This window comes from Arthrobacter sp. TJ-240 (assembly GCF_058269195.1).
The window spans coordinates 75,094-100,062 of sequence record NZ_JBZCNG010000009.1 but is presented as its reverse complement, the minus strand read 5'-3'; the positions used below and the strand labels follow the sequence as shown (position 1 = coordinate 100,062).

General features: G+C 62.2%; 20 protein-coding genes. 11 read left to right on the top strand and 9 right to left on the bottom strand.

All coding sequences use genetic code 11. The features are described 5' to 3' along the window. Window positions 1-5: 5 nt before the first annotated feature. The gene (locus tag AC4D2C_RS18035) at window positions 6-653 is read right to left on the bottom strand and encodes a TetR/AcrR family transcriptional regulator C-terminal domain-containing protein (RefSeq protein ID WP_490916192.1); all 648 of its coding nucleotides are present in this window, start codon (window positions 651-653) and stop codon (window positions 6-8) included. 293 nt (window positions 654-946) lie between these two features. On the opposite strand from AC4D2C_RS18035, the gene AC4D2C_RS18030 reads away from it, so the two are divergent. The 5 genes from AC4D2C_RS18030 (at window position 947) to AC4D2C_RS18010 (ending at window position 6,831) form a co-directional block, all read left to right on the top strand. Then, entirely contained in the window at window positions 947-1,246 is a 300-nt protein-coding gene (locus AC4D2C_RS18030; protein ID WP_490916191.1) for a hypothetical protein, read from the top strand. A 154-nt stretch (window positions 1,247-1,400) separates the two neighbouring features. Next, a complete protein-coding gene (locus AC4D2C_RS18025) occupies window positions 1,401-2,549 on the top strand; it encodes a fatty acid desaturase family protein (protein ID WP_490916190.1) in 1,149 nt (382 codons plus the stop codon). A 52-nt stretch (window positions 2,550-2,601) separates the two neighbouring features. Continuing rightward, a complete protein-coding gene (locus AC4D2C_RS18020) occupies window positions 2,602-4,398 on the top strand; it encodes an alpha/beta fold hydrolase (RefSeq protein WP_490916189.1) in 1,797 nt (598 codons plus the stop codon). 88 nt (window positions 4,399-4,486) lie between these two features. Further along, the gene (locus tag AC4D2C_RS18015) at window positions 4,487-5,404 is read left to right on the top strand and encodes a diacylglycerol/lipid kinase family protein (protein WP_490916188.1); all 918 of its coding nucleotides are present in this window, start codon (window positions 4,487-4,489) and stop codon (window positions 5,402-5,404) included. Window positions 5,405-6,000: 596 nt separating this feature from the next. Beyond that, the gene (locus tag AC4D2C_RS18010; protein ID WP_490916187.1) at window positions 6,001-6,831 is read left to right on the top strand and encodes a GAF domain-containing protein; all 831 of its coding nucleotides are present in this window, start codon (window positions 6,001-6,003) and stop codon (window positions 6,829-6,831) included. 41 nt (window positions 6,832-6,872) lie between these two features. Here the strand turns inward: AC4D2C_RS18010 and AC4D2C_RS18005 are convergent, their stop codons facing one another. The 4 genes from AC4D2C_RS18005 to AC4D2C_RS17990 form a co-directional block, all read right to left on the bottom strand. Next, a complete protein-coding gene (locus AC4D2C_RS18005) occupies window positions 6,873-7,580 on the bottom strand; it encodes a GAF and ANTAR domain-containing protein (RefSeq protein ID WP_490916186.1) in 708 nt (235 codons plus the stop codon). 160 nt (window positions 7,581-7,740) lie between these two features. After that, window positions 7,741-8,604, bottom strand: a complete 864-nt coding sequence (locus tag AC4D2C_RS18000) for a CPBP family intramembrane glutamic endopeptidase (RefSeq protein ID WP_490916185.1) — start codon at window positions 8,602-8,604, stop codon at window positions 7,741-7,743. 962 nt (window positions 8,605-9,566) lie between these two features. After that, window positions 9,567-10,478 (bottom strand): DNA/RNA non-specific endonuclease, encoded by a 912-nt coding sequence (locus tag AC4D2C_RS17995; RefSeq protein WP_490916184.1) that lies wholly within the window; start codon window positions 10,476-10,478, stop codon window positions 9,567-9,569. Between the two features lie 117 nt (window positions 10,479-10,595). Next, a complete protein-coding gene (locus tag AC4D2C_RS17990) occupies window positions 10,596-10,883 on the bottom strand; it encodes a hypothetical protein (protein ID WP_490916183.1) in 288 nt (95 codons plus the stop codon). Between the two features lie 18 nt (window positions 10,884-10,901). Here AC4D2C_RS17990 and AC4D2C_RS17985 point away from each other — a divergent pair, with 18 nt between their 5' ends. Next, window positions 10,902-11,078, top strand: coding sequence for a hypothetical protein (locus AC4D2C_RS17985; protein ID WP_490916182.1), 177 nt, complete (start codon window positions 10,902-10,904; stop codon window positions 11,076-11,078). 29 nt (window positions 11,079-11,107) lie between these two features. On the opposite strand, the gene AC4D2C_RS17980 is transcribed toward AC4D2C_RS17985, so the two are convergent. The 3 genes from AC4D2C_RS17980 to AC4D2C_RS17970 form a co-directional block, all read right to left on the bottom strand. Beyond that, window positions 11,108-11,719 (bottom strand): recombinase family protein, encoded by a 612-nt coding sequence (locus AC4D2C_RS17980; protein ID WP_490916181.1) that lies wholly within the window; start codon window positions 11,717-11,719, stop codon window positions 11,108-11,110. Between the two features lie 305 nt (window positions 11,720-12,024). Then, window positions 12,025-14,607: an AAA family ATPase gene (locus AC4D2C_RS17975; RefSeq protein ID WP_490916180.1), complete on the bottom strand. Its 2,583-nt coding sequence runs from the start codon at window positions 14,605-14,607 to the stop codon at window positions 12,025-12,027. Between the two features lie 1,199 nt (window positions 14,608-15,806). Further along, on the bottom strand, window positions 15,807-16,847 hold the full coding sequence (locus AC4D2C_RS17970; protein ID WP_490916179.1) for a LacI family DNA-binding transcriptional regulator: 1,041 nt from the start codon (window positions 16,845-16,847) through the stop codon (window positions 15,807-15,809). 96 nt (window positions 16,848-16,943) lie between these two features. Here AC4D2C_RS17970 and AC4D2C_RS17965 point away from each other — a divergent pair, with 96 nt between their 5' ends. The 3 genes from AC4D2C_RS17965 (at window position 16,944) to AC4D2C_RS17955 (ending at window position 20,743) form a co-directional block, all read left to right on the top strand. Beyond that, window positions 16,944-17,078 carry a hypothetical protein gene (locus AC4D2C_RS17965; RefSeq protein ID WP_490916178.1) on the top strand — a complete coding sequence of 45 codons (135 nt, stop codon included), beginning with the start codon at window positions 16,944-16,946 and terminating at the stop codon, window positions 17,076-17,078. Between the two features lie 38 nt (window positions 17,079-17,116). Continuing rightward, window positions 17,117-19,567 (top strand): beta-glucosidase family protein, encoded by a 2,451-nt coding sequence (locus AC4D2C_RS17960; protein WP_490916177.1) that lies wholly within the window; start codon window positions 17,117-17,119, stop codon window positions 19,565-19,567. A gap of 81 nt (window positions 19,568-19,648) precedes the next feature. Continuing rightward, window positions 19,649-20,743, top strand: a complete 1,095-nt coding sequence (locus tag AC4D2C_RS17955) for an alpha/beta fold hydrolase (protein ID WP_490916176.1) — start codon at window positions 19,649-19,651, stop codon at window positions 20,741-20,743. 186 nt (window positions 20,744-20,929) lie between these two features. Here the strand turns inward: AC4D2C_RS17955 and AC4D2C_RS17950 are convergent, their stop codons facing one another. Further along, window positions 20,930-21,838, bottom strand: a complete 909-nt coding sequence (locus AC4D2C_RS17950; protein ID WP_490916175.1) for an alpha/beta fold hydrolase — start codon at window positions 21,836-21,838, stop codon at window positions 20,930-20,932. A 181-nt stretch (window positions 21,839-22,019) separates the two neighbouring features. Here AC4D2C_RS17950 and AC4D2C_RS17945 point away from each other — a divergent pair, with 181 nt between their 5' ends. Both AC4D2C_RS17945 and AC4D2C_RS17940 read left to right on the top strand, forming a co-directional pair. Then, on the top strand, window positions 22,020-23,180 hold the full coding sequence (locus AC4D2C_RS17945; RefSeq protein ID WP_490916174.1) for a TetR/AcrR family transcriptional regulator: 1,161 nt from the start codon (window positions 22,020-22,022) through the stop codon (window positions 23,178-23,180). A gap of 591 nt (window positions 23,181-23,771) precedes the next feature. Beyond that, the gene (locus AC4D2C_RS17940; protein WP_490916173.1) at window positions 23,772-24,968 is read left to right on the top strand and encodes a lipid-transfer protein; all 1,197 of its coding nucleotides are present in this window, start codon (window positions 23,772-23,774) and stop codon (window positions 24,966-24,968) included. Window position 24,969 lies beyond the last annotated feature (1 nt).

Sequence of the window (24,969 nt, the reverse complement as noted above, 5' to 3'; positions counted from 1 at the left end):
ACTAGTCAGTAGGCGGGGGAGGAGCGAAGCTGGGCGTCGAGGCCTTCGAGCAGGATGGTAATGCCCTGGTCGAGTTCGGCTTTGCCGTCGTAGCTGAGTAGGAGTGCCGCCAGATCGCGCAGGTGAGGGAAGTCCTTTTTAGAAAGTCGGTGAAGTCCCATGCGCAGTCCAACCTCGTCCTCATCGGGGTTGACCACGAACTCTTCAAGTTCGTTGAGAAGGTGACCCAGGAGGTATCCGTAGTAAGCGCGGTAGGCATGTAGTGCCCCGGCGGGATCGAAACCGGCCGTTCGAAGGATGGTGAGGATGCTTTCGAGCGGTCGCAGCGCGCCGAGGGGGCGCAGCCCAAGGGGGGTCGACAGGGGGCGCGTGACCAGCAGCGGCACGAGGTTGGGATGCTGCAGGGTCAACTCACGGAATCGGTGTGCTGCCAGACGGAGTTGGTCCTGCCAGGCGTTAGTTGTCGCATCGGGTGCAGGAATCATCCATTGATCCAGCAGCAGCTCGGTCAGCCCGTCCAAAAGGGCGTCCCGGTTGGCCGCGTACCTGTAGAGAGCCATCGGATCCTTACCGAGCCTCGCACCGAGGCGTCGCATTGACAGGGCGTCGAGCCCGTCCTCATCCACGAGATCGAGGGCGGACTGCAGGACCACCTCCCGATTCAGGGAACCCCGCGTGCTTCCCCGTCGTGTCGTAGCCGCTGCTTGGCCCACCACCTCGCCGGACAGGGCATTACTGGGTCGATCGTTCCGGTCCTTGGCGATCCTGAACACCACTCTCGGTCGGGCGCTTGTAAGCCTGCTTGCCATTCTTACCCCTACACCGTAGAGTCTACAGCGTAGAGCAGTTGTGGAGTACACCGCGACCTTCCCGCTCACACTTATGAAGTCGCCCGGTTCGGGCCTTCACCGCCGAATCTCGGCCCCACATTTTTCAGGAGAAAACCTTGGCTAACAGCAACGCCCACAGTGACCACAACGACCACACCGACGCCGGCAACCGGGTTGAGACTCGCCGCTCCACCGAGACGAAGGCCTCGACGAAGACCACCGAGTTCTTCGCCTATATCGCCATGGTCATCGCGACCGTCGTGACCGCGCTGGTTGTCGGTGACGGCGACGGCGAGGACGGCATCGACATGTTCAACGCTCACCAGGGCATGGAACTGATCACGTTCCTCACCATCGGTTACATGGTGGCCCGTGGCCTGGCGAAGTCCGGCAGCCGCGAGTACTACAACGTCTAGCACCCCCTCGTATCCCCGTACTGAAGCCTCACCCGCTTCGGTACGGGGATGACTTGTACCCGGGGAAATCTAGCCGCCCCAAGCCCGTTCAATCAGCACCCATACCGGTACTCCCCGGCAGTCCCCAGCAGTCCCGACAGCACCAAGGACACTCATGAGCGATCTCGCCACCCCTGCCGTCCCAGTTTCAGATCTTGCTGCGGTCCCTGCTGCTTCGGGGCAGGCAAAGGCACCGACCCCGCGCACCGTCCGCACCTCCAAGCCGAACGACGTCGTCGCCTCCTACTCCGTGCTGCTGAAGCAGGTGCGCAAGGAAGGCCTGCTGAACCGCCGCCGGCGCTTCTACGTCTCGGTCTTCGCTTTCCTGACCCTCGCCATGGGCGCGGCGTGGACGGGGTTCGCGCTCCTCGGGGACACCTGGTTCCAGCTCCTCATCGCCGCCGTGCTCGGCGTCGTGCTCACGCAGGTCGCGTTCCTCGCCCACGAGGCCTCCCACCGCCAGATCTTCAGGACCCGCGGGGCCAACGACTGGTCCGGACGAATCCTCGCCGCCGGCGTCGTCGGCATCAGCTACGCGTGGTGGATGGATAAGCACACGCGCCACCACAACGACCCCAACACCCGCGGCAAGGACCCGGACATCGAGGTGGACACCATCTCGTTCCTCGAGGAGGACGCCGCGAAGGCCAAGGGCATCCAGGCCTGGATCACCCGCCGCCAGGGCTACCTCTTCTTCCCGCTGCTCACCATGGAGGGCATCAACCTGCACGCCCGCTCCATCAGCACACTCTTCGCCCGCCGCACCATCAAGGGCCGGTGGGTCGAACTCGCACTCCTCGGCGCCCGGTTCGGTGCCTACCTCGGCGTCCTCTTCTGGTTCCTCCCCGTCGGCATGGCCTTCGCCTTTCTGGGCGTCCAGCTCGCCGTCTTCGGCGTGTACATGGGTGCGAGCTTCGCGCCCAACCACAAGGGCATGCCGGTGGTGCCGAAGGACAGCACGCTGGATTTCTTCCAGAAGCAGGTGCTCACCTCACGCAACATCCGCGGCGGATCCTTCGTCAACAACGCGTACGGTGGACTGAACTTCCAGATCGAGCACCACCTCTTCCCTGACATGCCGCGCCCGCACCTGCGCCGCGCCGCCGTCATCGTCAAGGAACACTGCGAACGCCTGCGCGTGCCCTACACCGAGGTGGGCGTCGCGGCGTCGTACGGCGCCGTGGTGTCCTACCTCAACCGCGTGGGACTCGCCGCCCGCGACCCGTTCGACTGCCCCATGGTCAACCGCTTCCGCTGGCCCTGAACCCCTCAGGCACCCCGAATCCTGAATCTCGCACCTCGAACCGTAAGAGTCCATGACTGATACCCAGACCCCGCAAACCCGAGCGAAGACGACGACGACAGTGTTCGAGGTTGATCGCGCACCCGAGCAGCTGTCCTGCCGGGTGCATTTGTCCCGCCGGGCGGCGGAGCCCGGACGTGTCCGGCCCCTGTTCGTGATGGTGCATGGAATCGGGATGTCCCACCGCTACTACGACAAGCTGCAGCGACAGCTCATCGACCATGGTGACACCCTCATCCTGGACCTGCCCGGCTTCGGCGGCACACCCCGGCCGGGGCACCGGATGAGTGTCCACGACTACGCGGCGGTGATTTCCCAGGCCCTGGACGGGGAAGAAGCCAGCGGGTGTGTCGTCATCGGACACTCGATGGGCGCCCAGTTCGTGACCGAGTTGGCCATCAGCAGACCCGACCTCGTGTCCCAGCTCGTGCTGATTGGCCCTGTCACCGACGTCGAGCACCGCTCCCCGATGAAACACACGCTCATGCTCGCCGCCGACTCCCTGATGGAGCTGCCCGTCACGAATCTGATGGTCGGTACCGCCTACGCCCAGTGCGGGATTCCCTGGTATCTGCAGGAACTGCCCGTCATGCTCGGTTACCGCCTTGATAACCGGCTGCCCCTGGTGAGCTGCCCTGTCCTGGTCATCCGAGGCACCCGCGACATCATCTCCGGCCACGACTGGTGCGAGAAACTCAGCTGCAACGCCCGGAACGGGGACCTCGTGGAAATACCGGGACAGCCTCATGCCGCCCACCGCGGAGGCGCAGGAGAAATCACCGCAGCAATCCTCGCCGCGGTGGAAAAACACACGAACGAGCACTCCAACGAGCACACCACCAAGCAGGCGAAGGAGCAGGAAAACGATCAGGCAGGTGACCTGCCGCGACCGGCAGAACCGCTGCGGGGGAAGCGGGTGCCTGCCCACTTCACCCGATCCTTCAGGTCCTACCCTCCTGATCCGAAAGCGCATCCCGAGGTGCTCGAGCTGAGGAGCATCACCGTGGGGGACCGGCAATGCCGGTCCTACTTCATCGCCCAGGGCACGAGCACCGGCCGCACCAGCCGGATCGGCCGCCCTGCCCGTACCGACGGTATTGGTCAGGTCGATCGGGTCGACCTCCAGGACGGAGCACCGGCGCCAGTGTTCGTGCTCATTCACGGGATCGGCATGTCCCACCGGTACTTCCGCCGCCTCGGCGCGGTCCTGTCCGCCTACGGCGACGTGCACCTCATCGACCTTCCCGGCTACGGGTGGACGGGACGACCGGAGCGGGCATCCAGCCATGAAGCCACAGCGGACCTGATCGGGAAACTCCTCGATGAAGCCGCCGCACCGTCCTGCGTCGTGGTCGGTCACTCCATGGGAGTGCAAAGCGCCACCGAACTGGCCATCGAACGCCCGGACCTGGTGTCCCACCTGGTCCTCATCGGTGCTGCCGTCGACGTCGATCACCGCACCACCCGCCAGCAGGCCCTCAGGCTCGGCGTGAACTCGATCCTTGAGAAACCGTTGCTGAGCATGGTCCAGTCCTTCGACGTCCTGCGGTGCGGGCCGCGCTGGTACCTGGCACAGCTGAAACTCGCGATGAGCTACCCGCTCGAAGACCGGCTACCCCTGGCCGGACAGCCCGTGCTCGTCCTTCGCGGTTCACGCGACGTCGTCGCCGGCGCCGCGTGGTCCGACAGGCTCGCCCGCACCGCGCAGCACGGAGAAACAGACACTATTGAGGGGGCACCCCATGCCGCCCACCACAGTGCCGCTGGCGCCGTAGCAACCGCCATCACCCGGTTCCTCAGCCGCCGGTAGCCTGATCGCACCCCGCCCAGTGGCTGTGGTCGGCTTCCACGACGCCGCGGCATGTACGAAGAAAACCCTCTCACCGAAAAGAGCAGCCATGGACATGACATCAACGGACTGGCCCCGCAGGTTCGACGCGATCACGATCATCTTCAACCCCAACAGCACCGGCGACGCCCCGACCCTCGCTCAGGAACTCCACGACGAGCTTGCTCCCCGGCTACCTGGAACCGATGTCCGGCTGACCCCAACCGAGCACGCCGGCCACGCCATCGACCTCGCCCGCGAGGCCGCATCGGCGGGTAACGCCCTGGTCGTGTCGGTCAGCGGTGACGGCGGGTACAACGAGGTGGTCAACGGTGTCATGGCCAGTGGCCGGGACGACGTCGTGAGTGCGGTCCTGGCGGCCGGGAACGCGAACGACCACAGTCGCGTCACGGGACGCAAGCCCTTGGGCGAGGCGATCGTCGAGGGCCATGTGCGCAGGATCGACCTGCTCCGCATCAGCATCGGTGGAACGGCCGCAGTGCCCGCTGCGGACCCCGTGTACGCGCACTCCTACATCGGATTCGGCCTGACACCGATCATGGCGATCGACCTTGAGAAGGGCAGCAAGGGTGCGATGAAGGAGATGTTCTCGGTGGTGAGGACCTTCCGCAAGTTCAAGCCCTTCGAGATCCGGCAAAGTGACGGCAAGCGTAGGAAGTTCGACAGCCTCGTGTTCGCGAACATCTCCCAGATGGCGAAGTACGCGACCCTCAGCGAGGCCGACGACCACCCCGCCGATGGGAAGTTCGAGGTCATCACCTTCCCGCACATGGCCAAGTGGAGGATCCTCCTGACCGCCCTGCGTGCCTCCACGAAGGGCCTGGGCGACCAGCCCAGCTACAGCCAGTACCGCTTCTCGACCCTGAAGCCTCTCCCTTACCAGATCGACGGCGAGGTCAAGGACGTCGCCGTTGGAACGGACATCACGATCGACAGCATCCACCGCGCCCTGGCAATCCTCGGCTGATGCCTGCCTGACTATCGTTTGTGCATCAACACGCTCAAGAACATATTGCAGTGGGACGCTCGTTCGTCGTACGACAGATGAGTACCGCTACATTGCGGGCGTGGGGCACCTTCTGGGTTACGCGCGGATATCGACGACTGAACAGGATGCTTCGCTGAGGGTCGACGCGCTGAATGCTGCCGGCGGCACCTAGGCTCTCACCATGCTCGACCGGTCCCAGAAGGGCCGGCACGTCCATGTCTCGACCTTCCGGTGGCGCGGTGTCGGCCGCGCCCAGTTCCGCGCCTAGTCCGTCGAGCTGCGCACAGCCCTCCTCGAACACGGATGGAATGAGGCGATCATCCGGCCGCTGCTCACCGGCGTCGACCCCGCAACGCCGACCCTTTTCTGATGCAGCAGGTCCCAGTATCTTCCGTTCCTATGACGGTCGGGATGTACAGGCCGCCGTTGAGGAGCGGCAATGAAGTCCCTCAACGGCCGGGGTTGGTAGCCTCAGACAATAAGCCAGCTAGGTTATGGGCGCGGGAACTGGTCGGTAGGCCTTACAACGACAATCCAACGGCTTGGGCAGGATTGTCGATACGAAGGTTCACGTCATGAGTTCACAAGCGCATGTCCAGCAGTTCAGAGAGGTCCTGTCAGAGACCGGACTGTCATTGGAAGGCGTGTGGGTTAGCTACTACGCCCTGGGCGGGGCGGTGTCACGCTTCGAGCTTGAGGCCTACCTGGGTGGGTTGCTGGTGCTCGATGACCTTGAATGCGACATCCTGGCGGAGGCGACGAACGAGCTCCTCGCTGACAGTGGGGCGAAGGCTCGGGTAAGCCCATGTTCGGATGACTCGTCAGCGGAGTCAGCGGAGTCGGCGCGGTCCCGGTACGAGCTCGGCGCTGCCGCCGCGTTCCTGTTCACGCCTCAGGAGCAGGAACAGGAACGCCTGCACGCGGTGACCCGCTCCAGTCTGCTGGACACCGAGCGTGAGGAACGATTCGATGCGATCACCCAGGAAGCCAGGGACTACTTCAAAGTGAGCTCCTCGATCGTCGCTCTGATCGATGACCGGCGGCAGTTCCTGAAGTCCGTCATCGGACCGGTGCAACAGAACATGCCGCGGGAAATCTCGTTCTGCAATGCGACGATCCGCAACGCCGGCCCGTTGATCGTGCGGGACGCCCTCGAGGACGACCGGTTCAAGGAAAACCCTCTAGTCGTGGGGGAGCCCTACATACGCTTCTACGCCGGCTATCCGCTGCGTGGGCCCGGTGGGTGGACGATCGGGACGCTGTGCGTGATTGACCAGCAGCCGCGGGAGTACTCGGTCAGCGACGACGCGCGACTGCGTGCCCTGGCCCGTCGCGCTGAGGATCAAATCAATGGTCCCCGCCTCTTCGCCGATGAGGACGCAGATCCAACCGGGCCGCGTGAGTAGGAGTAAAAGCCGAAGGGGGACCTGGTCGGGTAGAGGGTCGGCTAGGACGTGAAGTGGGTGGTCGGGGTGCCGCCGCTTGCTTGAATGACGATGTCTTCCGCTAGGTGCCGCAGCTTGACGTTGCGGGCGTTCGAGGCGCGTTTAAGGATGGCGGACGCCTTTTCCTGGGTGCATCGGTTCTGGGCGATGATGATGCCGATCGCCATGTCGATGCTGGTCCGTGATTCCATGGCCGAGCGCATATGTTCTGCCAGGTCCTGGTACTGGGTTAGTCGTAGCCGCAGTTCTATGGAGGTGCCGGCTTGTTCGGCGAACACCGACGCGACGCGTTGCCGGTGCGGGGAGAAAAACGCGACCGGTCGGGCGTAGAAATTCAGTGCGGCCGAGCTCCCTGCGCCGATCATCAGGGGAACGCTGAGGATCGAGGCGAATCCCCGTGACGCTGGGAGGCCGAAGAACGGCGGATGTGTCGGATCGCCGGTGTTGTCGGCGACCTGCAGTTCGAATGCGCTGAGAGCCTGCGGAGCGGGACCCTCGCCTCGAGCATGCTGGGCCGCGAGGACCTCATACATTTCCGTGATGACCGGTGATGCGCTGCAGAAAAGCGGCTGCCCGTCCGTGCGCCGGAGCATCAGCCCGCAGGCGGTCTGCTCCTCGTCGCTGAAGAGCTTCGCGCCGACGAGAGTGAGTTGCTCGAGGAAGACACTGATGCTGTCCTCGCTGGGCATTGCGTCCTGGACGTCGATCACCGGTGATGGGTCATAGTCTGCATACCTCGAAGCGTACGCACACTCAGCGCCCCGCCACACCACTCTTCGGCTGCGAGTAGCCCGCGCACAGGTGGGTGACCAATACCAACGGTGGCCGGTCAACGATCCGCTTGAGCACCATGGGTGGCGTGCGTTCTGGCTATCGGAGCAAGGCTGCGGCCACGGCCCAACCATTGCTGATGATATGAACAGTGATTATGGCGGTGAGGTTGCGGTATCGCCACCACATCACACCCACGAATAATCCGAATGACCCCTGAACGACGATGACGCGGGCTAGGTCCAGAAGCGGAGCGCCGGTTCCGTGGGAGCCCAGGTGCATGAGCGCGAAGGCAAAAGAAGTTACCACGATCCCCGGCCAGGCACCCAGAAGGGCCTCCAGACGTGTTTGTAGCCAGCGGCGGTAGAAAAGTTCCTCACCCACGCCCGCGGTGATGGCCGTCGCGATCGCCGCCGTGAGGATGAAAGCCATATCGAAACCCGCCGGGTCGAAGACCGGATTCCAAGGGGCGACCTGGGACAACAACGTCCACACCACGATCACGATGGCCGGGGCCCACCAGCGTGACGAATCTCTACGCCACGTGATGCTCACGCTCCCCCGCACAACGAGCAGCAGAATCGCCGGCACGATCATGAACAGGACCAGCTTGCCCAGAACATAAGCCTCACCCATCAGAGGTACGGCCACCGTTGCCAGCGGAAACAGGACAGCCAAGACGACGAGACCGGTTGTCGTCACGCGAAAGGGCTTTGAAGAACTGACCGCGACGGGCAGGGGTGGTGAGGAAGAACCAGGAAGGAGGAGGGTAAGGGCGATCCCTACGGCAACAGGTGTCAATGTCACCCAGTACGGCACCGCCTGCGCGCTCGGATCACTGGAGATCTCCGTACCTGACGGTGACGTGACGATGAGTGATGTGAGGCTCAGCAGCCATAGAACAGCTCCACCAATGACGATTTCCGATGCCGTAGCGCGTCCGGTACTCCCCCAAGTTTTCATGCGACCGACTGTAGAGCCTCCCAAAACCTCGCCCCTACCCTGCGGAGCCATGAAAACACCCCACCACGTCGAAGCCTCCAAGCACGCTAAAGGATCGCTCACCGCTCGAAAGGAGTCGCGACTATCGAGGTCGACGACGGAGCCAAGCTATGCCAGCAGCCGCTGCTAGAACGCTGAGGACAAGAGCTGGAATGTGATTAGCCCGACGCTGGGATGGTTCTGCTAGCTGACTGTTGGCGAAGGCCTCGACGAGCTGATCAAGTTCGTTCAAGCAGCCGCGAGCCGCCGCGTCATCTTCAGGTTCCCACTTCCACTCCCGGTACTCTGCGGTTCCATAAATGCAGACGTCTTCATCGAGAGCGTCGTAAAAAACTTCCATGAACCTGCCTGGCTCTGCTCGCCTAGCGATCCTGGTACTCCAGCCATTGACCGTGTCGTACCCCGCTACCCATCCTGTGTACGCATGTTCTGCCGTAACAGCGGCCTCGTTACGCAAAACAGCAAGATCAAGCATGTGACGCAGTTCGACGACGAATGCGGGCTCAGGAGGCTCCGTCAGCTCGTGCCTATTACGTGAGGAGGTTGCCATAATCGCCATCGTCCCATAGGGGATCCCTTACCGGGGAGCACATCGTCCGGCCAGGGATCACTGACCGTTGAGTGCTGTCTGTGAACTGGTCAGCTGGAAGTGCTTTTAGTGATCGCCTCGGTAGGCCTCGATCTCAGGTCCTTCGACATACCCACGATCCTAGAAGCCGTTGCCTACGCCCGAAAGCTCACTAACAGCCTCCTACCTCCCACAGCCTTCCTGTTGAGGGGTGGGTGCATCGCACGGATCCCGGCCAGCTCGAAAGCCTGGCCTTGGGGAACGGAGGCCAGATGGGCACACGTGGATTTAGTAGTAGCCGAATCGTCGGCGTACTGAACGGCCCGTGGCCCGAAGTGGCTTCTGAATGTTGGCTCTAGCCCTTGAGGTCGAAGTCCAGGTCCAGACACTCCGGGCCGATCAGTTCCCGCCAGGCCGAAGCCACCCGCGCGCTCGGTAGCGCCGTGGCGATTGGCATCCGGTCCACGGCGACGAGTTGCGCCAGGTCCAGCCCCGTAAGCGCGGCGATGTCACGGATGGGGACCTGGAAGGTACGGAACGGGCCCAGTGGGGGAGGGTCCCCGTCAGCTACTTCGCCTATTGCTCCCGGCCGTGGCACGTCCGGTAGGTCTTTGAGCTGCGGTGTCTGATCAACGACGTAGCCCGTCGCAGCCAGGGCTCCGGTTTCGAGGAAGACGGCGATCTTGAAGAAGCGCAGCGGGATCTCTACGCCCCGGTACACAGGATCGACATCGCTGAAGATGGGACCGGTGAACACGATCAGGCGCCGGCCATGATCGGCGGCGTTTTCCAGCAGGTAGGTTTCCAGACCCAGCCACAGCTCGAGGCCTTGGTTGAACTTCCCGGCCTGCGGGGCAGCGTTGGTGTAGTGGAAGGTGTCCTCATTGGCTTGCTGTGCCTCGGCCCGGGTGTCTCCCCACACTGCTGATGCCCGGCGGACGAGGTGTCCGCGGTCGATGTCGTTGCGCGCGTAGACCTGCTCCCCCGTCTGCTGGTCCTCAGGTAGCCGTGGATCCAACCGCCAGTCGATGCCGGACCGGTCCAGATCCATGAGCTTCGCCCCGTCGATACCGAGCGCTGTGACAGCAGCCAGACGCTTATCCGGGCGCATCAGCACCGAGAAGTGCGTGTACGGCAGCAGGACCGTCTCGGTGTCGTCGAGGGTCGGGATGGGTACATGCCGGCCCAGGAACTGCTCGTCGAAGCCCTCCCGGTCGGTCAGATCCTCGACACGGGTGGTACGCAGTTCAGGCAGCAGCTCATCCATGACCGGAAACTACCAGCGGCGCATGACACTCAGGTGAACACGCGCAGCCCTTGCACTGGTCCTCCCCGGGTGGTTCTTGCCGAAGCCCAGACTGGTTCAGCCGCGCTCAGAACGTACTTAGTGCCAGTAGTGTGCTCGTATTCGGCCCCGTGCCTGGGTATTGCGGAGCATCTCGGCGCTCTCAAGACCGTGGGGGTTGGTCGTCGACCATTTGGGCTGGGGTGGTTCGCCCGGGTGGTCGATACCCAGCCAGCGCAGGGCGTCGGCGCGCGCTGAGAAGTATTGGGCGCGCGTGGAGCGGATGATGAAGTGCGCCAGGACACGATCCATGGGGCCCGAGCCCAGGACGGCGACGGGTGCGGGGTGCCGATACTGGATGAGTCGCTGCCGACCCTCCAAGCTCACGCCGCGCAGGGTTCCCATATGGATAAGGACAGGCTTTTCGCGCCACCCCGGTGTAGCGGCCAGATCATTACGGAAGGCGAGCAGATCCGCGCCAGTGACGTCGCTTTCATTGCCGACCCAAACCTCGATCCATTGCCTGTGGTCCTCGATGGTGTGAGCGTGCACGTCGCTTTGTGGTTCTTCTGGCGTACCTGAAGGTTTCCCGGGCACTGTGGTTTCAGTGGTCATGAGGACGGGTGTGCCGTAATCCACTGCTGCGCCTCGAGGTGCGCGATTCTTCGGTACAGGGTGGCCCGTGACATGCCCAAATCCCGGGCAACATGTGACGCCGGTTGGCCCTGTTCGATGAGCCGGCGGGCGTTGGCGATCTGGCTGTCACTGAATACCGGCCGCCGCCCGCCGAGATCCATGCCGGCGCTCCGGCGTTTGGTGTTGGAGTCGTTGACGCGTTCGCGTTTGATCTCAAGTTCCATCTGGGCGAGGGCTGCCATGACGGTGAAGACCATCGATCCCATCGGCGTGCCGGTGTCGACGTTCCCCCCGCCAAGATTCAGCACCCGCAGGTTCACGTGGCGTAGTCGGAGCTCCTCGGCCAGGGCGAGCATGTTCGCAGTAGACCGGCCGAGCCGGTCGAGGGTCGTGACGATCAGGGTGTCGCCGTCCTGCAATGCACCAAGAGCTTTGTCGAACTGTGGGCGCCGGGCGTGAGCGCCGCTGACCCCGGAATCGATATAGAGGTCATCGCGGCGGACGCCGGCAGCGAGGAGGTCAGCGATCTGCCGGTCCGTGTCCTGGACGCGCGTCGACACCCTTGCGTACCCGATCAGCTTGCCCACACCACTCCTCCATGCCGGTATCTCCCGCAGAAGTGTCTTGCAACCAACGCTTCTGTCAGGATTTCCTGCCCCAGCTTATGAGACAGGGTATCAAGACATCGAAGGAGCAGTAACGGCGGGGGAGTGATGGTGTCTCGTCCTAGTGTCTTGCTACCCATGGGTTACGAGACGCAAGCCGTGGGTAGTTGTCCTACCACGCTCGTCTCGACGCCCTCGGGCTTTTGTGTCCTACCTACACATGCGTCAATAGCGTGCATGGGGATAGAGCACTTTTCTGGTGAAAACCGGAGGGTTCGCATCTCTGCTCAACTTCGTCCGCTCATGTCATGGCCCTGCAACCTATGTTGCTTCTTCAGATCTCTCAAAGTGCTATGGCACAGCTTGAGATCAGAGGGAAGGGGTGGCTCGGTGTCATGGTCAGCATCATTAAGAATTGTAACTATCTGTTGCCACCGTCCTGGTTCATTTGGTTGAACGGCGTACGCGATAGCCATCGGTCGGAGGTCGCGAAGGTTCTTGCCGTCATAGTCGGCGATTTGAGCTGAGGCATCGCCGCTTTGGCGGCGCCCCGCTACTATTACCATTTTGGCAAGGCGCTCAGTCGCAATCCTCAGGCTGTTTCCTGCTGCTCGGCGGTTCTCTCGCATAGGCGAATGCATCTGCGCGGAGGCTTCCAGTAAGAGGTTCTCGAAGTCGTCCCCTGTGCGGACGAGTTGACTGCCCTCGCGAGGCTCCAGAAGGGTAACCTCGAATTTATCCACTCCAGTGTGTTGGTGAATGGAATGCAAGTTACGTGCGAGCTCCGCATCGTGTGTAGCTATGATGACCTGCTGCCCGCTCTGTAGGAGGCCTTCCACGACGCTGCCTGCGAATGTGCCCCGATGCTCACGGTCGCTCCCAGGGACTGGGTCGTCCAGAAGGATAAAGGGAGCGCCAAGCATCTGGCACCGGGCAAGAAACGCCGCAAGCCCCAAGGCATTGATCTGGCTTGTACTGAGGACCGCGAGTGCGTTGCGGACGATCCCAGGGGCCGTATCATCCGGGGAGAGAGCAGCCGTGACGTCCAAAAACTTGTTTCCCGCCCCTCTGCGAGTAATTTGATCAAACTCGGTGAGTTCACCGGGGCGCATGGAGCTCCACCATTTACTGATTTCATCCCCCATCATGAGAAGGCGCTTGTCCAGAGCGGTCCGGGCCGCTTCATCTATAAGCTTCTTTGCCTTCTTTAGTCTCGCGGTCGCTACGTTGAACCGCGTCTGAGCGGCTAGGGCCGCTTCAACGCTAGGAACGTTATCGGCGAGGTACAACAGAATGCTCCAGCCGAAGGTGTTGCTTCCTTCTTCGAGTTTGGGTTTGACTATGTCAATCAGCAGGCGCTCGTCAGCGCAGTAGTCAATTTGGCTTTTAATTTGAGCGCCGGTGAGATCGTCCAAGACCTTGATGGCGTTCACTGCATCTGCTGCATCGACGCTGCTAATCGGCTGCATATCCCTGGCAAGACGTTTGAGTTCAGTAATTAGGGTGATTGTTTCCTGCGCTTTGGAGGAAATCGCTTGAGCGCTGGTAGACAGGTGGTCGATCTGGTTCAAGACGAGGTCATACATGTCAATAGACACGCCTAGGCGATGCGCGACTGTCCTGTAGGACGCTCTCTCCTCGATATCCCATTGCGCTGCAGAGGGAACGCTTCCTTGTGCAGAAACCTTAATTGCGGACAGCTGACGGAGAGTTTCACTCAACTTTGCCTCTAATTGCTTTGCGGTATCCCCGACGCCTTTACGCGATAGAATTTCTTTCCGAATGGCATCAACGCGAGGTGCGGTAAGCGACCAGGAAGTCGCGCAGAGCGGGCAATGAATTGGCTCGTTGTCAGAAATGTGAGTGATAGAAGGGATTCTAAGGGCAGCTTCGAGCAGAGGTACAAGGGCCGCCGTCTCTTTGTTAACTGCTTCCAAAGCAGCCTGGTAACCACCCAATAACATTGCGGCTTGGCTTGCGACGCTCTCGTCCCCATCTACTCGGTTTGAAGGATCGCGCTCAATTACCAGGGCATAAAATCCCGTGGGGGTCGAGCATACCAAAGCCTCCAGCGGAAAGACGGCGGATTGGCGGGTTTGTAACTCGGTGCCAACACGTGAAATGGACTCACTGAAGGTACTGTTGCCTTGCTCCTCAGGAGGAGCAATTAGATCCAGAGCAGAATGGATGGCCTCCTCAATCTTTGCGCGAGTACCGCCGCGCAACAGTGGGCGCAGTGCTTTGCTGAGTAGGGGAGTATCGCTTAGCGAGGTTACTTCTTTGATGATTCTGGGAGGCGGGGTAGCCTCTCGCTCAGTGATCAGCGCGGCAACCCCGCTTCTCACTTTGTCGAGGTCTGCGACATCCAGTACAGCCTTGAAGTAGTCACTTCTGTCTCCTGGCTTCGCGGACACGGCATAGCGAAGCGAATGCTCAAGCAAGACCGGAGCTGCAAGTGGCGGGTTTGATAGCGCGATACCAGCCTCGGTCACGCTATGAATGGGTCTTCCGTCCAGAGTTAGAACACTCGTGCAGTCCTCGGCGTTCCGGAAGTCACAAAGTAGCTCACGCCGCAGAATTCGAAGCTTTGTGCATTCTTCGGTGGGAGCCATTCCGAGCTCCACATATACCGTCTCGTCGGGATCAAGGTGAGCATTACGTAGAGAATTCTCAAACTCGCTAGGGCTTCCACCCGTTAGAAGCCGCCTCGACGTTGTACCGGTGAACAGAAATTCGACAGCTTCGACAAGGCTTGTCTTGCCCTGACTGTTGTGCCCGTGAATCACGGTCAAAGGCATCGTGAAATCCAAGCGCTGTGCGGTAGGTCCGTAGGCACGAAATCCACGTACTTCTATATAAGCCGCCTTCATTCCGTCTCGTCCCCCGGAGCTTCATTTGAACCCCAACCGTTAACTAACTGCCGAAGTGCTACACCCGCAGCTTCCGGAGTGTCCGTATCGAAGGCAGAACTGACAAGGGCAGCATCAGAGGCTGGCTCGAGTAGGGAAATAAGCTCATGGAGATTTGGAACGAGTTTGGTCACCTCACGAGCTTACTTAACCTCTCATGCGATCGGATGATGAACACGCCCGTGGTCGTGGCCACTCAAGCTCATACTGATTTGTTGGAAAGTTCTGGCCGCTTTAGGCCCGCTGCCCGGCAGTGGGTCTGTTGAGCGGGCGTCAGCATCCCCACTATGCTTCACAAACGAACGTTTCTGCTACATCCTTGTTTGCTGCAGCCCAACCAGCGCCAAGGGCTCGATTCATGTAGCGCTAGTCAGTGCCACAATCTATGTTTCACTTCTGTCCGCTAAGAACGGGTTCCGCTACAAGCGGCAGCTCACCCACAGGTGGACGGCTTTGAGCTCCACCCTTCGGGCTCCACCCGCCCATAGGTGGATGACCAACACCACGGCCACGGCTGATTTCAACCCTCGTGGATCTATTGCCACTATTAGCCCTAAGCCGGACCAGCTCCTGCTGTGCGTGACCATGCTGGTACGAGGCTGTGCGCGCCCACCTCCCGCTCGAGGTTAGCTATCTCGTGTCGGTGACGTGGTGGGTGTGTGCAGGCGGGCGCTCGGGTTCCTGCTGTCCAGGTGTGTGCGGGACAAGCAGCGGAGCGTAGGGGGCTTGTGCCGTGCACATGTGGTCAGGAGGCGCACCAACCGTTCCACCCCAGTCTGCCAGCTCCGACCCATTGAGCACCCGTGAGTTTTGCTACGTCCTACCTTGGTCAGGAGTGTGGCACGAGCCATGTGCGGAAGTCTTGCTGGTGTTCTGCGGAGTCGAGACGGGTTCTGCTGCTCGTCCGAGGTGTTGCGCTGGGTACACCCCAACGCCACAGCGCAGATGGGCTTAGATCGCGTTGCTCTGGGGTCCTTTCAAGCATTTCGCAACAGAACCGTGCGAGGGCTTAGACATCACGCAACGATGTCCTGACGATGGCGCCTCCCGGCGAGGATCCAGTGCTGGCCACGGTTGTGACTCGCAGCGATAATTGGCGGTTCGTTCGCACGCAAGACAATTTGGTCCCTGTCTCCGAACAAAGTTGGTTTCGATGCATATCAGGCTGTTTGACGCTCGACGATTCTTGGTCCGCTGTTGTCGGGGAAAAGCTTGGGCGCGGGATCGGCGGTGTCCGAATTTTGGATGCGAGCGAGGATCGCGTCGATGAGTGGTTGCCGTTCGAACGCGACTGTTGTGAGCGGGGGGATCGCGAGTGGTGCCAGGGGAATGTCGTCGGCGCCGATGACTGCGATTTCTCGAGGTATGGCGAGCCTTAGTTGGGCTGCGCCCGCGAGGATGGCGAACGCGTGGTCGTCGTTGTAGGCGCAGATCGCGGTGATGTCCGGATGTGTGTCTCGAAGGTCGACGAGCACCTTGCTCGCTGTGGCGACGGTGAGGTCAAGACGGACGACGACGGGTTCGGGCATGCCGGCGCGTGCGCAGACCTCTTTCATTCCTGCGAGACGGTCATCAGCGTATGCGCTCAGCTCCGGGTCTAGGGGAGCGGCGTAAGCGAGGGCGGTGTGGCCTCGGTGGAGCAGGTGCTCGGCTTGGAGCGCCCCCAGAGCTTGATTCAGGCGAGTGGGGCTGAGATCGACGGGGATCACGCCGTCGTCCTTCATCAGGGTGACATCGTCTTGGGTGATACCCAGGCTGACGACCGCGACCGGCCTGAGGTCACGCCAGAGTGTTTGCAGCGTGGTGCCACTGGTGGCGCGTCTGATGACGACATCCAGACCGAAGGGCCTGAGCGCGACGGTCAGCTCATTGACCAGGGTGTATGCGAGAGTGCCGAGGGACGTCTCGGCCGGAACGACGAAGACCACGAGGTCGCTTCGCCCGCTCTGGAGCATCTGCGCAGCCTTGTGTGGAAGGTACCCGAGCTCGTCCGCGGCGGCGCGAACCCGTGCTGTGGTGCTCTCGGTGATACCTCGACGGCTCATCTGGTCATTGAGGACAAAGCTCACCGTTGTACGGGATACGCCGGCGCGTCGGGCGACATCCGCCGCCGTGGGGCGCGTTGATCCTGGTTGACCCACCCGGGCTGTCTGGTTCTCGATCACGCCGATCCTCCTCTGCTCGCCAATCCGCCCCAGCATCGCGGTCAGTCTTGACGACTCTACCTAACTGGCCCTAGTATCTCACTCAACACGCGTTAGTGACGCATATTTCAGTCACTTCAACGAAAAGGGCCAATGTCCCTCGCCCCCGCGGTTGCTCCCCTGATCCTCGCGGCCAGTACGCAGCCGTACACGGTTCTGTATCTTGTCGCCGCGGGACTCGCGATCTTCAGCGCCCTATTCGTGATCCCCATCAAGCGTTCCCGCTGACCACGTCGTCGTTGTCCGCGCATCAGAGAGGCTCTACCGTGACCGATATTTCTTTCGGATCCGAGGATCTGACCCGACTCATCAGCACCCTTCCCCTCGAGCGGAAGGTGCGGATCCTGACCGGCCAGGACTTCTGGACGACCTACGCGGACGAGTCGATCGGGTTGCGGTCGATGGTGTTCTCCGACGGGCCGGCGGGAGTACGAGGGGAGCTGTGGGACGAGCGGTCCCCGTCCCTCAGCTTTCCCTCGGGGACGGCGATGTCCTCGTCCTGGGACGAGGACATCGCCCGTCGCTACGGCCGGGTCCTGGCCGCGGAAGCCCGACGGAAGGGTGTGGACATCGTCCTTGGACCCACCGTGAACCTGCATCGTTCACCGCTGGGTGGGCGTAGTTTCGAAGCGTTCAGCGAGGACCCTCTCCTGACCGCGCAGATGGCGGCCGCGTACGTCGTGGGTATGCAGGAGAGCGGTGTCGCGGCGTGCCTGAAGCACTACGTCGCCAACGAGTACGAGACCGACCGCTTCACCGCCGACAGCATTGTCGAGGAGCAGGTTCTCTACGAGCTGTACTTGGCGGCGTTCGAAGCGGCAATCACGGAGGCGCACGCCTGGAGCGTGATGTCCTCCTACAACCAGATCAACGGCACCACCGCCAGCGAATCGCCGCTGCTCACCACCCCGCTGAAGACCGACTGGGGCTTTGACGGGGTGGTCGTCAGCGACTGGACGGGCGTCCGCTCTCTCGACTCCGCCGCCTCCGGTCAGGACGTAGTGATGCCCGGCCCGGTCGGCCCCTGGGGTGACGCTCTCGTGGGCGCTGTTCGTGCCGGAAACATCGATGAAGCTGTGATTGACGACAAGGTCCGTCGGATCCTGTTGCTCGCGGCTCGCGTCGGAGCCCTCGACGGGTACGAGCGTGCGACGTTGGCTGCCGCTGAGGTGGAGGATGGTGCCGCGTTCTCCCGCGTCGCAGCAGCGGCTGGCTCAGTGCTGCTCGCCAACGACGGCGTCCTTCCTCTTGCTGCCGCCGACCTGAAGCGCGTCGCGGTCATCGGGCACGGCGCCTCACACCCCCGGATTCAGGGCGGCGGATCCGCAACGGTCCTGCCCGAGCATGTGGCCGCGCCCCTCAAGGCGTTGCGCGACGCGTTGCCCTCGACCGAGATCACGACCGCGATGGGCGCGGTCGTGCAGGTGGGAATCGCGCCCATCCCCTTGGAGGAGATCACCCTCACGGGAACCGGTGAGGCCGGAGCTCTCGTCCGCTTTTCGGATGACGACGACGTGGAGCTCTTCCGTGAACACCGACTCGCGACCACGCTGTTCTACTTCGGCGGAGACGCTCCCATCGGCACCGCTCGGACTATCGAGATCAGCTTCCAGTGGACCCCGCAGCTTACTGCCGAGGTGAATTTCGGCTTCAGCGCCGTGGGTTTGGGGCGCATCTTCATCGACGGAGACTTGCGACGCGAAGCCTCAGGCGTCGCCGACGGGATGGACCTCGGCGCAGCGCTGCTCGCACCTCCTGCCGTCAGCACAGCGGTGCAGGTGAGTGCTGGGGAGGCGATTGATGTCCGCGTCGAGTTCGACCTCGCATCACGCTCGCTTATGCCGGGCTTGGAGACCATTTTCGGGATCACCGTCGGCATGGAGGCGGACAACTCCCGCCCCGACGAGCTGATCGCCGAGGCCGTCGAGACAGCCCAGGCAGCCGACGTCGCGATCGTCATTGTCGGGACGAACGCGCAGATCGAGTCGGAAGGATTCGACCGCTCGAACCTGCAACTCCCAGGACGGCAGGATGACCTCGTCCGCTCCGTCATCGCCACCGGCACACCCACTGTCGTAATCGTCAACGCTGGTGCTCCCGTCCTCCTGCCCTGGCGCGAGGACGCCGCAGCGATCCTGCTCACCTACTTCGGTGGGCAGGAGATGGCCGGCGCCCTCACCGACATGCTCCTGGGCACCACGGAACCCGGTGGACGCCTGCCTACCACGTGGCCCTCGAGCGAGGACCCCGCCCACATTCCCTCCGTGACTCCGGTCGACGGAAGAGTCGTCTACGACGAAGGCCTCAACATCGGGTACCGCGGATGGCTCGCTTCCGGTGACCTCCCTGCCTATCCCTTCGGCCACGGCCTCGGTTATACGAGCTGGGACTTGAGCGATCTGACCGTGTCCCCCACGGGTGACCGGCATGTGGAAGTCACCGTCTCCAACACGGGAGGTCGCAGCGGGAAGCAGGTCGTTCAGGTCTACCTCTCGCGTCCCATCACCGACTACATCCGGCCTGTTCGCTGGCTCGCTGGCTTCACCAGCGTCCACCTCGCACCCGGGGAGACCGCCACCGTGAGGATCCCTCTCCCCGATCGGGCCCTCCGGACCTGGAACGACGGAACGTGGGTCCTGGAGCCCGGCGAGTACGAGGTGAGCGTCGGCACCAGCAGCGTTGAGCTGCCGTTGAGGGCATCGCTCCGTATCCCTTGAGCGGACATCATGCGGAGGAAGCAGAACACCTTCCCGGATACCCGTGTCCCGACATCCCCTCACATACAGAAAAGATCGACGATGATCCTTCCCCCTGTTTCGACTTCGTCCTACCGGTGGTCATCCCACGTATCCGAAGAACCGGGTCGCCTCGTCTCCTCTGAGGTTTTCACCGCCCCGTGGCTCCCGGCTTCAGCACAGGCATGGCGCATCCTCTACACCACGACGGCTGGACCGGAGCGTGCCGCGATCGCGTCCGCGCTTGTCGTCGTTCCGAAAGCCGCCCGAGGACCCCTTGACGTCATCACCTGGGCGCACGGATCGACCGGTATCAGCCGGGACTCCGCACCGACCCTGTTGAAGAAAGGAGTCGAAAGTGGTGCGCTGTTCATCCTCGACACGATCATCGACGCAGGATGGGCTCTCGTCGCCACCGACTACCCAGGCTTGGGAACAGACGGCCCGCACCCCTGGCTCATCGGTGAACCTTCCGGACGCGCGGTCCTCGACTGCGTGCGTGCGGCAGGGGAGCTCTCCGCGCTGACCCTCCGTCATACCATTATCTGGGGTCACTCCCAAGGTGGGCATGCAGCACTCTGGGCCGGCGGTCTGGCCGCCGACTATGCCCCGGATCTGCCACTTCGCGGTGTCGCGGCCCTCGCTCCCGTCGCCGATGTTCCCGGAGTCGTCGCGGACTTCGACAAGGTCGCGTTCGGGGCGATCTTTGCCGCGTACGCCATCTCGTCCTACAGCACCACCTATCCCGAGATCTCATTCGCCGAATACGTTCACCCCCGAGCTGGACGGCTGCTGCGCCAGCTCGCCAAACGTCCGCTCAGCCATCCACTGACCTTGGCCGGCGGCCTCGCGGTGACAGTGCTGCGCGCGAAAGTGTGGCGAAAACTACCCACCGCGGGGCCGTTCGGCCGCCGACTCGAGGAGAACACCCCGTCCAGTGCGCTGACCGTTCCCCTGTTCATCGCCCAAGGCACCCGCGACGAAATCATCCCCACCGCGGGCCAGGACGACTACGTCGCCCGACTCACACGCGCCGGCCAGCAAGTCGACTACCGACGTTACGACGGGCTGAAGCACGTGAACCTCGTACAGCCCGGATCGAGCTTGATCGATGATCTCCTGCATTGGACCCGGGAGCGGCTCCTCACCTCGGGCTGACGCACTCCCTGTGATGTCGTTCGAGCCGCGAAAAGCAGTGACGGTCACACGTCATCAGTGGTTGTTACGGTTTATTGGAGACGCCACCGTCGGCCTACAGGCCTGGGCCGATGGTGAAGCTGGCAGCGTCCGAGTGCAGGAACGCGGCGGCCTCGGCGATCTCCTCTGAGCTGTCAGACCGGGCCACTAGTGCTTGTCCGACACGGTCTGATCCCCTCGCCGCTCGAGATCCTCGACAGCCCACGCCGATCGGAACGTGCAAATCACGGCTGCGAGAGCCAGTGGCTGGTCCAGCATGGGTGCGTGCCCCGCTTCGGGAAGTTCGACGTAGTGGCCGCCCCCTTGAATGACTACATCCCGCACCTCTGCGCGCATGAGTCCATTTTTCGCGCGCACGTATGCATAAGGCATGGTGAGGCTCTCAGGGATCGCAAAATACGGTGCAGAATCGAAAACTCGTTGATCGAACTTCCAGGTCCATCCATCCTCGACTTCACGCAGCGACAGGCGCGCGATGTGGTGGGTGATGCGAGGATCCGATGCCTGAATCGGCACCGGTCGAAATCTGGCTAGGCCCGCTTCTAGGGTTCGGTAGATCCGGGGGCGTGCGGGGGAGCGGATCTCGTCTGAGCCAATCACGAGGTCTGCAGCGATAGGAGAATCGACCGCAATCACTGCTGCTAGATCTTGATTTGCCTGAGTGGCTAGATGTGTAGCGACGAGTCCGCCAAGACTGTGCCCTACCAAGGTAACGGGACCGATCGCGGTCTCCTTGGACACTGCCAACACTTCACGGCCCCAGGTGGCAAGGTCGTAGGAATGGCGCCAGTCGCTGGTGCCATGACCGGACAGATCGAGCGCGACTACACGAGTTCGGGCCGCGAGCAGTGGGGCTACCGAATCCCACCAATGGGAGTGCGCAGCTCCGCCATGTACCAACATCACCGTCGACGAAGCCGCAGGGGTGTCCCATACGCGATAGGCAATCTGAGCGCCGGCCACTTCTACGGCATCTGCGTCGGCAGTGGCGGTCAATGTGCGGTCGAGCCAGTCGTGCGCTTGGAGGCCATCCACTGTTGCTGCCTGGTGCTTCATGCTGAACCGTTCTGTGCAGGTGCCATCATTGGACGAAATGGCGTACGGAGTCGCCGCTTGAACTCGTCGGATGGGGCGGCGCCGACCGGCCCGTTCCAGACCAAACGTTGTTGAAACGATAGAGCATGAGCGCCTGATAAGTGAATTTTCGGTAACACGAGTCAGCTGAAAGGATGCATTGATGACAATCGCACAGGCCTCGCCGCGAACGCGGCCCCGCAATCGTCGTGCAATGATCCTTGCGGCCGCGGCTGATCTGTTCGCAGAGTCGGGATACCACAATGTGAGCACGGAAGATGTCGCCCGTGCCGTCAACATCGGCGCAAGCGCGCTCTACCGCCACGTGCCCAATAAGAGCGGCCTGCTCGAAGCCGCCTTAGTCGCCGAGTTCGAGAGTGTTTCGCACGAGCTGGACCGGGCAGGTTCGCCCGATTTGGACGCTGCCATCACGGTGCTTGCGGGCGCTTTCTCCCGCCGACGGCAAATGGGTGTGCTGTGGAGTCGGGAGATGCGACACCTCGAGGAGGATGCTCGCCGCCGTGCCCGCGCTCCGTTCTTCCACGTCTACGGTGAACTGCACAAACTCCTGCAACTCGAGGGCAAACCCGCAGAAGCCGAATTGACGACAATCGCGGTCATCGCCGTGCTGACCAGCCAGTCCTACCATCGCGCATCCCTCACGCCCGAGCGGGCCTCCGCTCTTCTGGCGCGGCTTGCCCGCGCGGTCGTAGCCGTCCCGCTCATCGCGGCAACCGGGGAGGATCCCGACGTATCGCATGACGGGGTGGTGTCGGCCACTCGATCGCAGGTAATCATGACCGCTGCGACGCACTTGTTCAGCATGCGCGGCTACCAGTCCGTCACGATGCAGGACATCGGTGATGCGGTGGGAGTGACGAGTGCGAGCTTGTACAAGCACTTCTCGACGAAAGGGGACTTGCTGACGGCAATCATGACTCGCGCCACCAAAGCGCTCCACGTTGGTCTGGAACACTCGCTAGCGGAAGCCGGCGACGCTCACGGGGCGCTGAGCGCTACCGTCGCCAACTACGTCGATTTCGCAATCCACCACAGCGACCTACTTGCGGTGCTCGTAACAGAGTTGTTCAACATCCCGGAACCTGATCGCCGTGGGCTACGACGCGACCAGGGTGTTTATGTCGGGGAGTGGATCGCACTCCTGGCAACCGCCAGACCAGAGCTTGATCGCGTCGAGGTCGCGTTCCGGGTTCATGCCGCTCTCACGATCATCAATGATTCCGCGCGCACCTCACGCCTTCGCCGTCACCCCGGCTTCTCGACGAACGTCCTGCGCCTAGCCGAGAGCGCCCTCTGGTCATAACGACCCTGTTCTGTGAGGTCTCCAAAGGGCCCCCACCCCTGCTGCGGGGCCATGACTCGTAGGCAAACTATCGAAAGAATCCTGTGCTATGCCTGAGCACACAGGATGCACCCCTCGACAGTGGTGCCCAGGTGCCTATGGATTGCTGCACCAGATCCTGGGTAGCTCAACTCAACCTGCCAGCCATGAACCAGTCGCGCGCCTGAGGAACATCCACGAGCTTGTTGACTTCCCGCAGCTCGACGGGAATACTCGCTAAGTGAATACGGAGTAACCCTTCAGGCTTGATTTTGCAGCCACACAGCACGGAGTTCATCAATGACGATCAACTTGCCGGCCAGCCTCTTCGCAGGAGCCGATTCATCACACCGGGCATCGAGCGATTCACTTCATGGCTCGGGCGGGGACATGGGGATTGGTACCTCTAACTCCTGGCGTGTTCGCCGCAGCCCCTCCCTTGAGGCAGTCATGACGGACTCAGTGATACGACGCCGCTCACCAGGCCCCGCCTGACCCAACAACACCTCAACCCGCCCGAGACGCAAGAAGGCGTCCCCATATTGAGGCAACACCAGGAACGAGGAGATGACTATGGCTACGAAAGTCGCTGTCGCTGGCGTGGGAATGATTCCCTTCATGAAGCCCGGAAAGAGTGAGGCGTTTGACGTCATGGGCGCAGAGGCGATCCGTCGGGCCCTGACGGATGCCGGCATCCCTTACGAGGATGTCCAGCAGGCATACGCGGGTTGGGTATTCGGCGATTCTGCATCAGGTCAGCGGGCCCTCTACAACGTCGGCATGTCCGGCGTCCCGGTGTTCAACGTGAACAACAACTGCTCGACCGGATCTTCCGCGCTCTTTCTGGCCCGACAGGCCGTCGAGAACGGTGTTGTCGACGTAGCTTTGGCGTTCGGATTCGAACAGATGGTTCCCGGCGCAATCAACACCGCGATGTACGGTGATCGTCCGAGTCCGCTCTCGCATTTCGAGGAGATCCGGGATCAGGTGAACGGCATACCCGACGCGGGAGTGCCTAACGCCGCGACGTTCTTCGGCGCGGCCGGTCAGCAGTACATCGAGGAGACCGGGATCGACCCCGCGATCTTCGCGCACATCACCGTGAAGTCACGCAAGCACGCGGCGAATAATCCCTACGCGGTGTTCCGCCAACCGATTTCCGTCGAGGAAGTCCTTGCCTCGCCGCACATCTACGGTCCTTTGACCAGATACCAGTGCTGCCCGCCTACTTCTGGAGCTGCTGCGGCCGTCCTCGTGTCCACCGAGTACGCCAGGAAGCACGGCTTGCGTTCGGATGTCATCATCGCCGGTCAGTCGATGACGACGGATTATGCGAGCTCGTTCGAGGGAGACATGAAGCGCCTGGTCGGTTATGACATGACGGTGGAGGCCTCGCGTTCGGTGTACGAGCAGTCCGGCATCGGACCCGAGGACCTCCGCGTCGTCGAGCTCCACGACTGCTTCACCACGAACGAAGTTCTCACATATGAGGCGCTCGGTCTCACGCGGGCGGGCACTGCGGACAGTTTCATCATGAACGGTGATAACACCTACGGCGGGAAGGTTGTCACCAACCCCTCAGGCGGGCTCATCTCCAAAGGCCACCCACTGGGTGCCACCGGGTTGGCGCAGTGCGCGGAACTGGTCTGGCAACTGCGTGGCGAAGCCCGGGACCGGCAGGTGGAGGGAACCTTGAACGCCGCTCTCCAGCACAACCTGGGCCTCGGAGGCGCGTGCGTCGTCACGATGTACCAGAAGGTGGGAAGTTGAG

Bases quoted from the DNA above. Each gene is read 5' to 3' on its own strand.
- AC4D2C_RS17985 (WP_490916182.1), top strand. From the start codon at position 10,902: ATGGATAAGGACAGGCTTTTCGCGCCACCCCGGTGTAGCGGCCAGATC.
- AC4D2C_RS17955 (WP_490916176.1), top strand. From the start codon at position 19,649: ATGATCCTTCCCCCTGTTTCGACTTCGTCCTACCGGTGGTCATCCCAC.
- AC4D2C_RS17975 (WP_490916180.1), bottom strand. From the start codon at position 14,607: ATGAAGGCGGCTTATATAGAAGTACGTGGATTTCGTGCCTACGGACCT.
- AC4D2C_RS18020 (WP_490916189.1), top strand. From the start codon at position 2,602: ATGACTGATACCCAGACCCCGCAAACCCGAGCGAAGACGACGACGACA.
- AC4D2C_RS18010 (WP_490916187.1), top strand. From the start codon at position 6,001: ATGAGTTCACAAGCGCATGTCCAGCAGTTCAGAGAGGTCCTGTCAGAG.
- AC4D2C_RS18025 (WP_490916190.1), top strand. From the start codon at position 1,401: ATGAGCGATCTCGCCACCCCTGCCGTCCCAGTTTCAGATCTTGCTGCG.
- AC4D2C_RS18000 (WP_490916185.1), bottom strand. From the start codon at position 8,604: ATGAAAACTTGGGGGAGTACCGGACGCGCTACGGCATCGGAAATCGTC.
- AC4D2C_RS17945 (WP_490916174.1), top strand. From the start codon at position 22,020: ATGACAATCGCACAGGCCTCGCCGCGAACGCGGCCCCGCAATCGTCGT.
- AC4D2C_RS17950 (WP_490916175.1), bottom strand. From the start codon at position 21,838: ATGAAGCACCAGGCAGCAACAGTGGATGGCCTCCAAGCGCACGACTGG.
- AC4D2C_RS17940 (WP_490916173.1), top strand. From the start codon at position 23,772: ATGGCTACGAAAGTCGCTGTCGCTGGCGTGGGAATGATTCCCTTCATG.
- AC4D2C_RS17995 (WP_490916184.1), bottom strand. From the start codon at position 10,478: ATGGATGAGCTGCTGCCTGAACTGCGTACCACCCGTGTCGAGGATCTG.
- AC4D2C_RS17970 (WP_490916179.1), bottom strand. From the start codon at position 16,847: ATGCTGGGGCGGATTGGCGAGCAGAGGAGGATCGGCGTGATCGAGAAC.
- AC4D2C_RS18015 (WP_490916188.1), top strand. From the start codon at position 4,487: ATGGACATGACATCAACGGACTGGCCCCGCAGGTTCGACGCGATCACG.
- AC4D2C_RS17965 (WP_490916178.1), top strand. From the start codon at position 16,944: ATGTCCCTCGCCCCCGCGGTTGCTCCCCTGATCCTCGCGGCCAGTACG.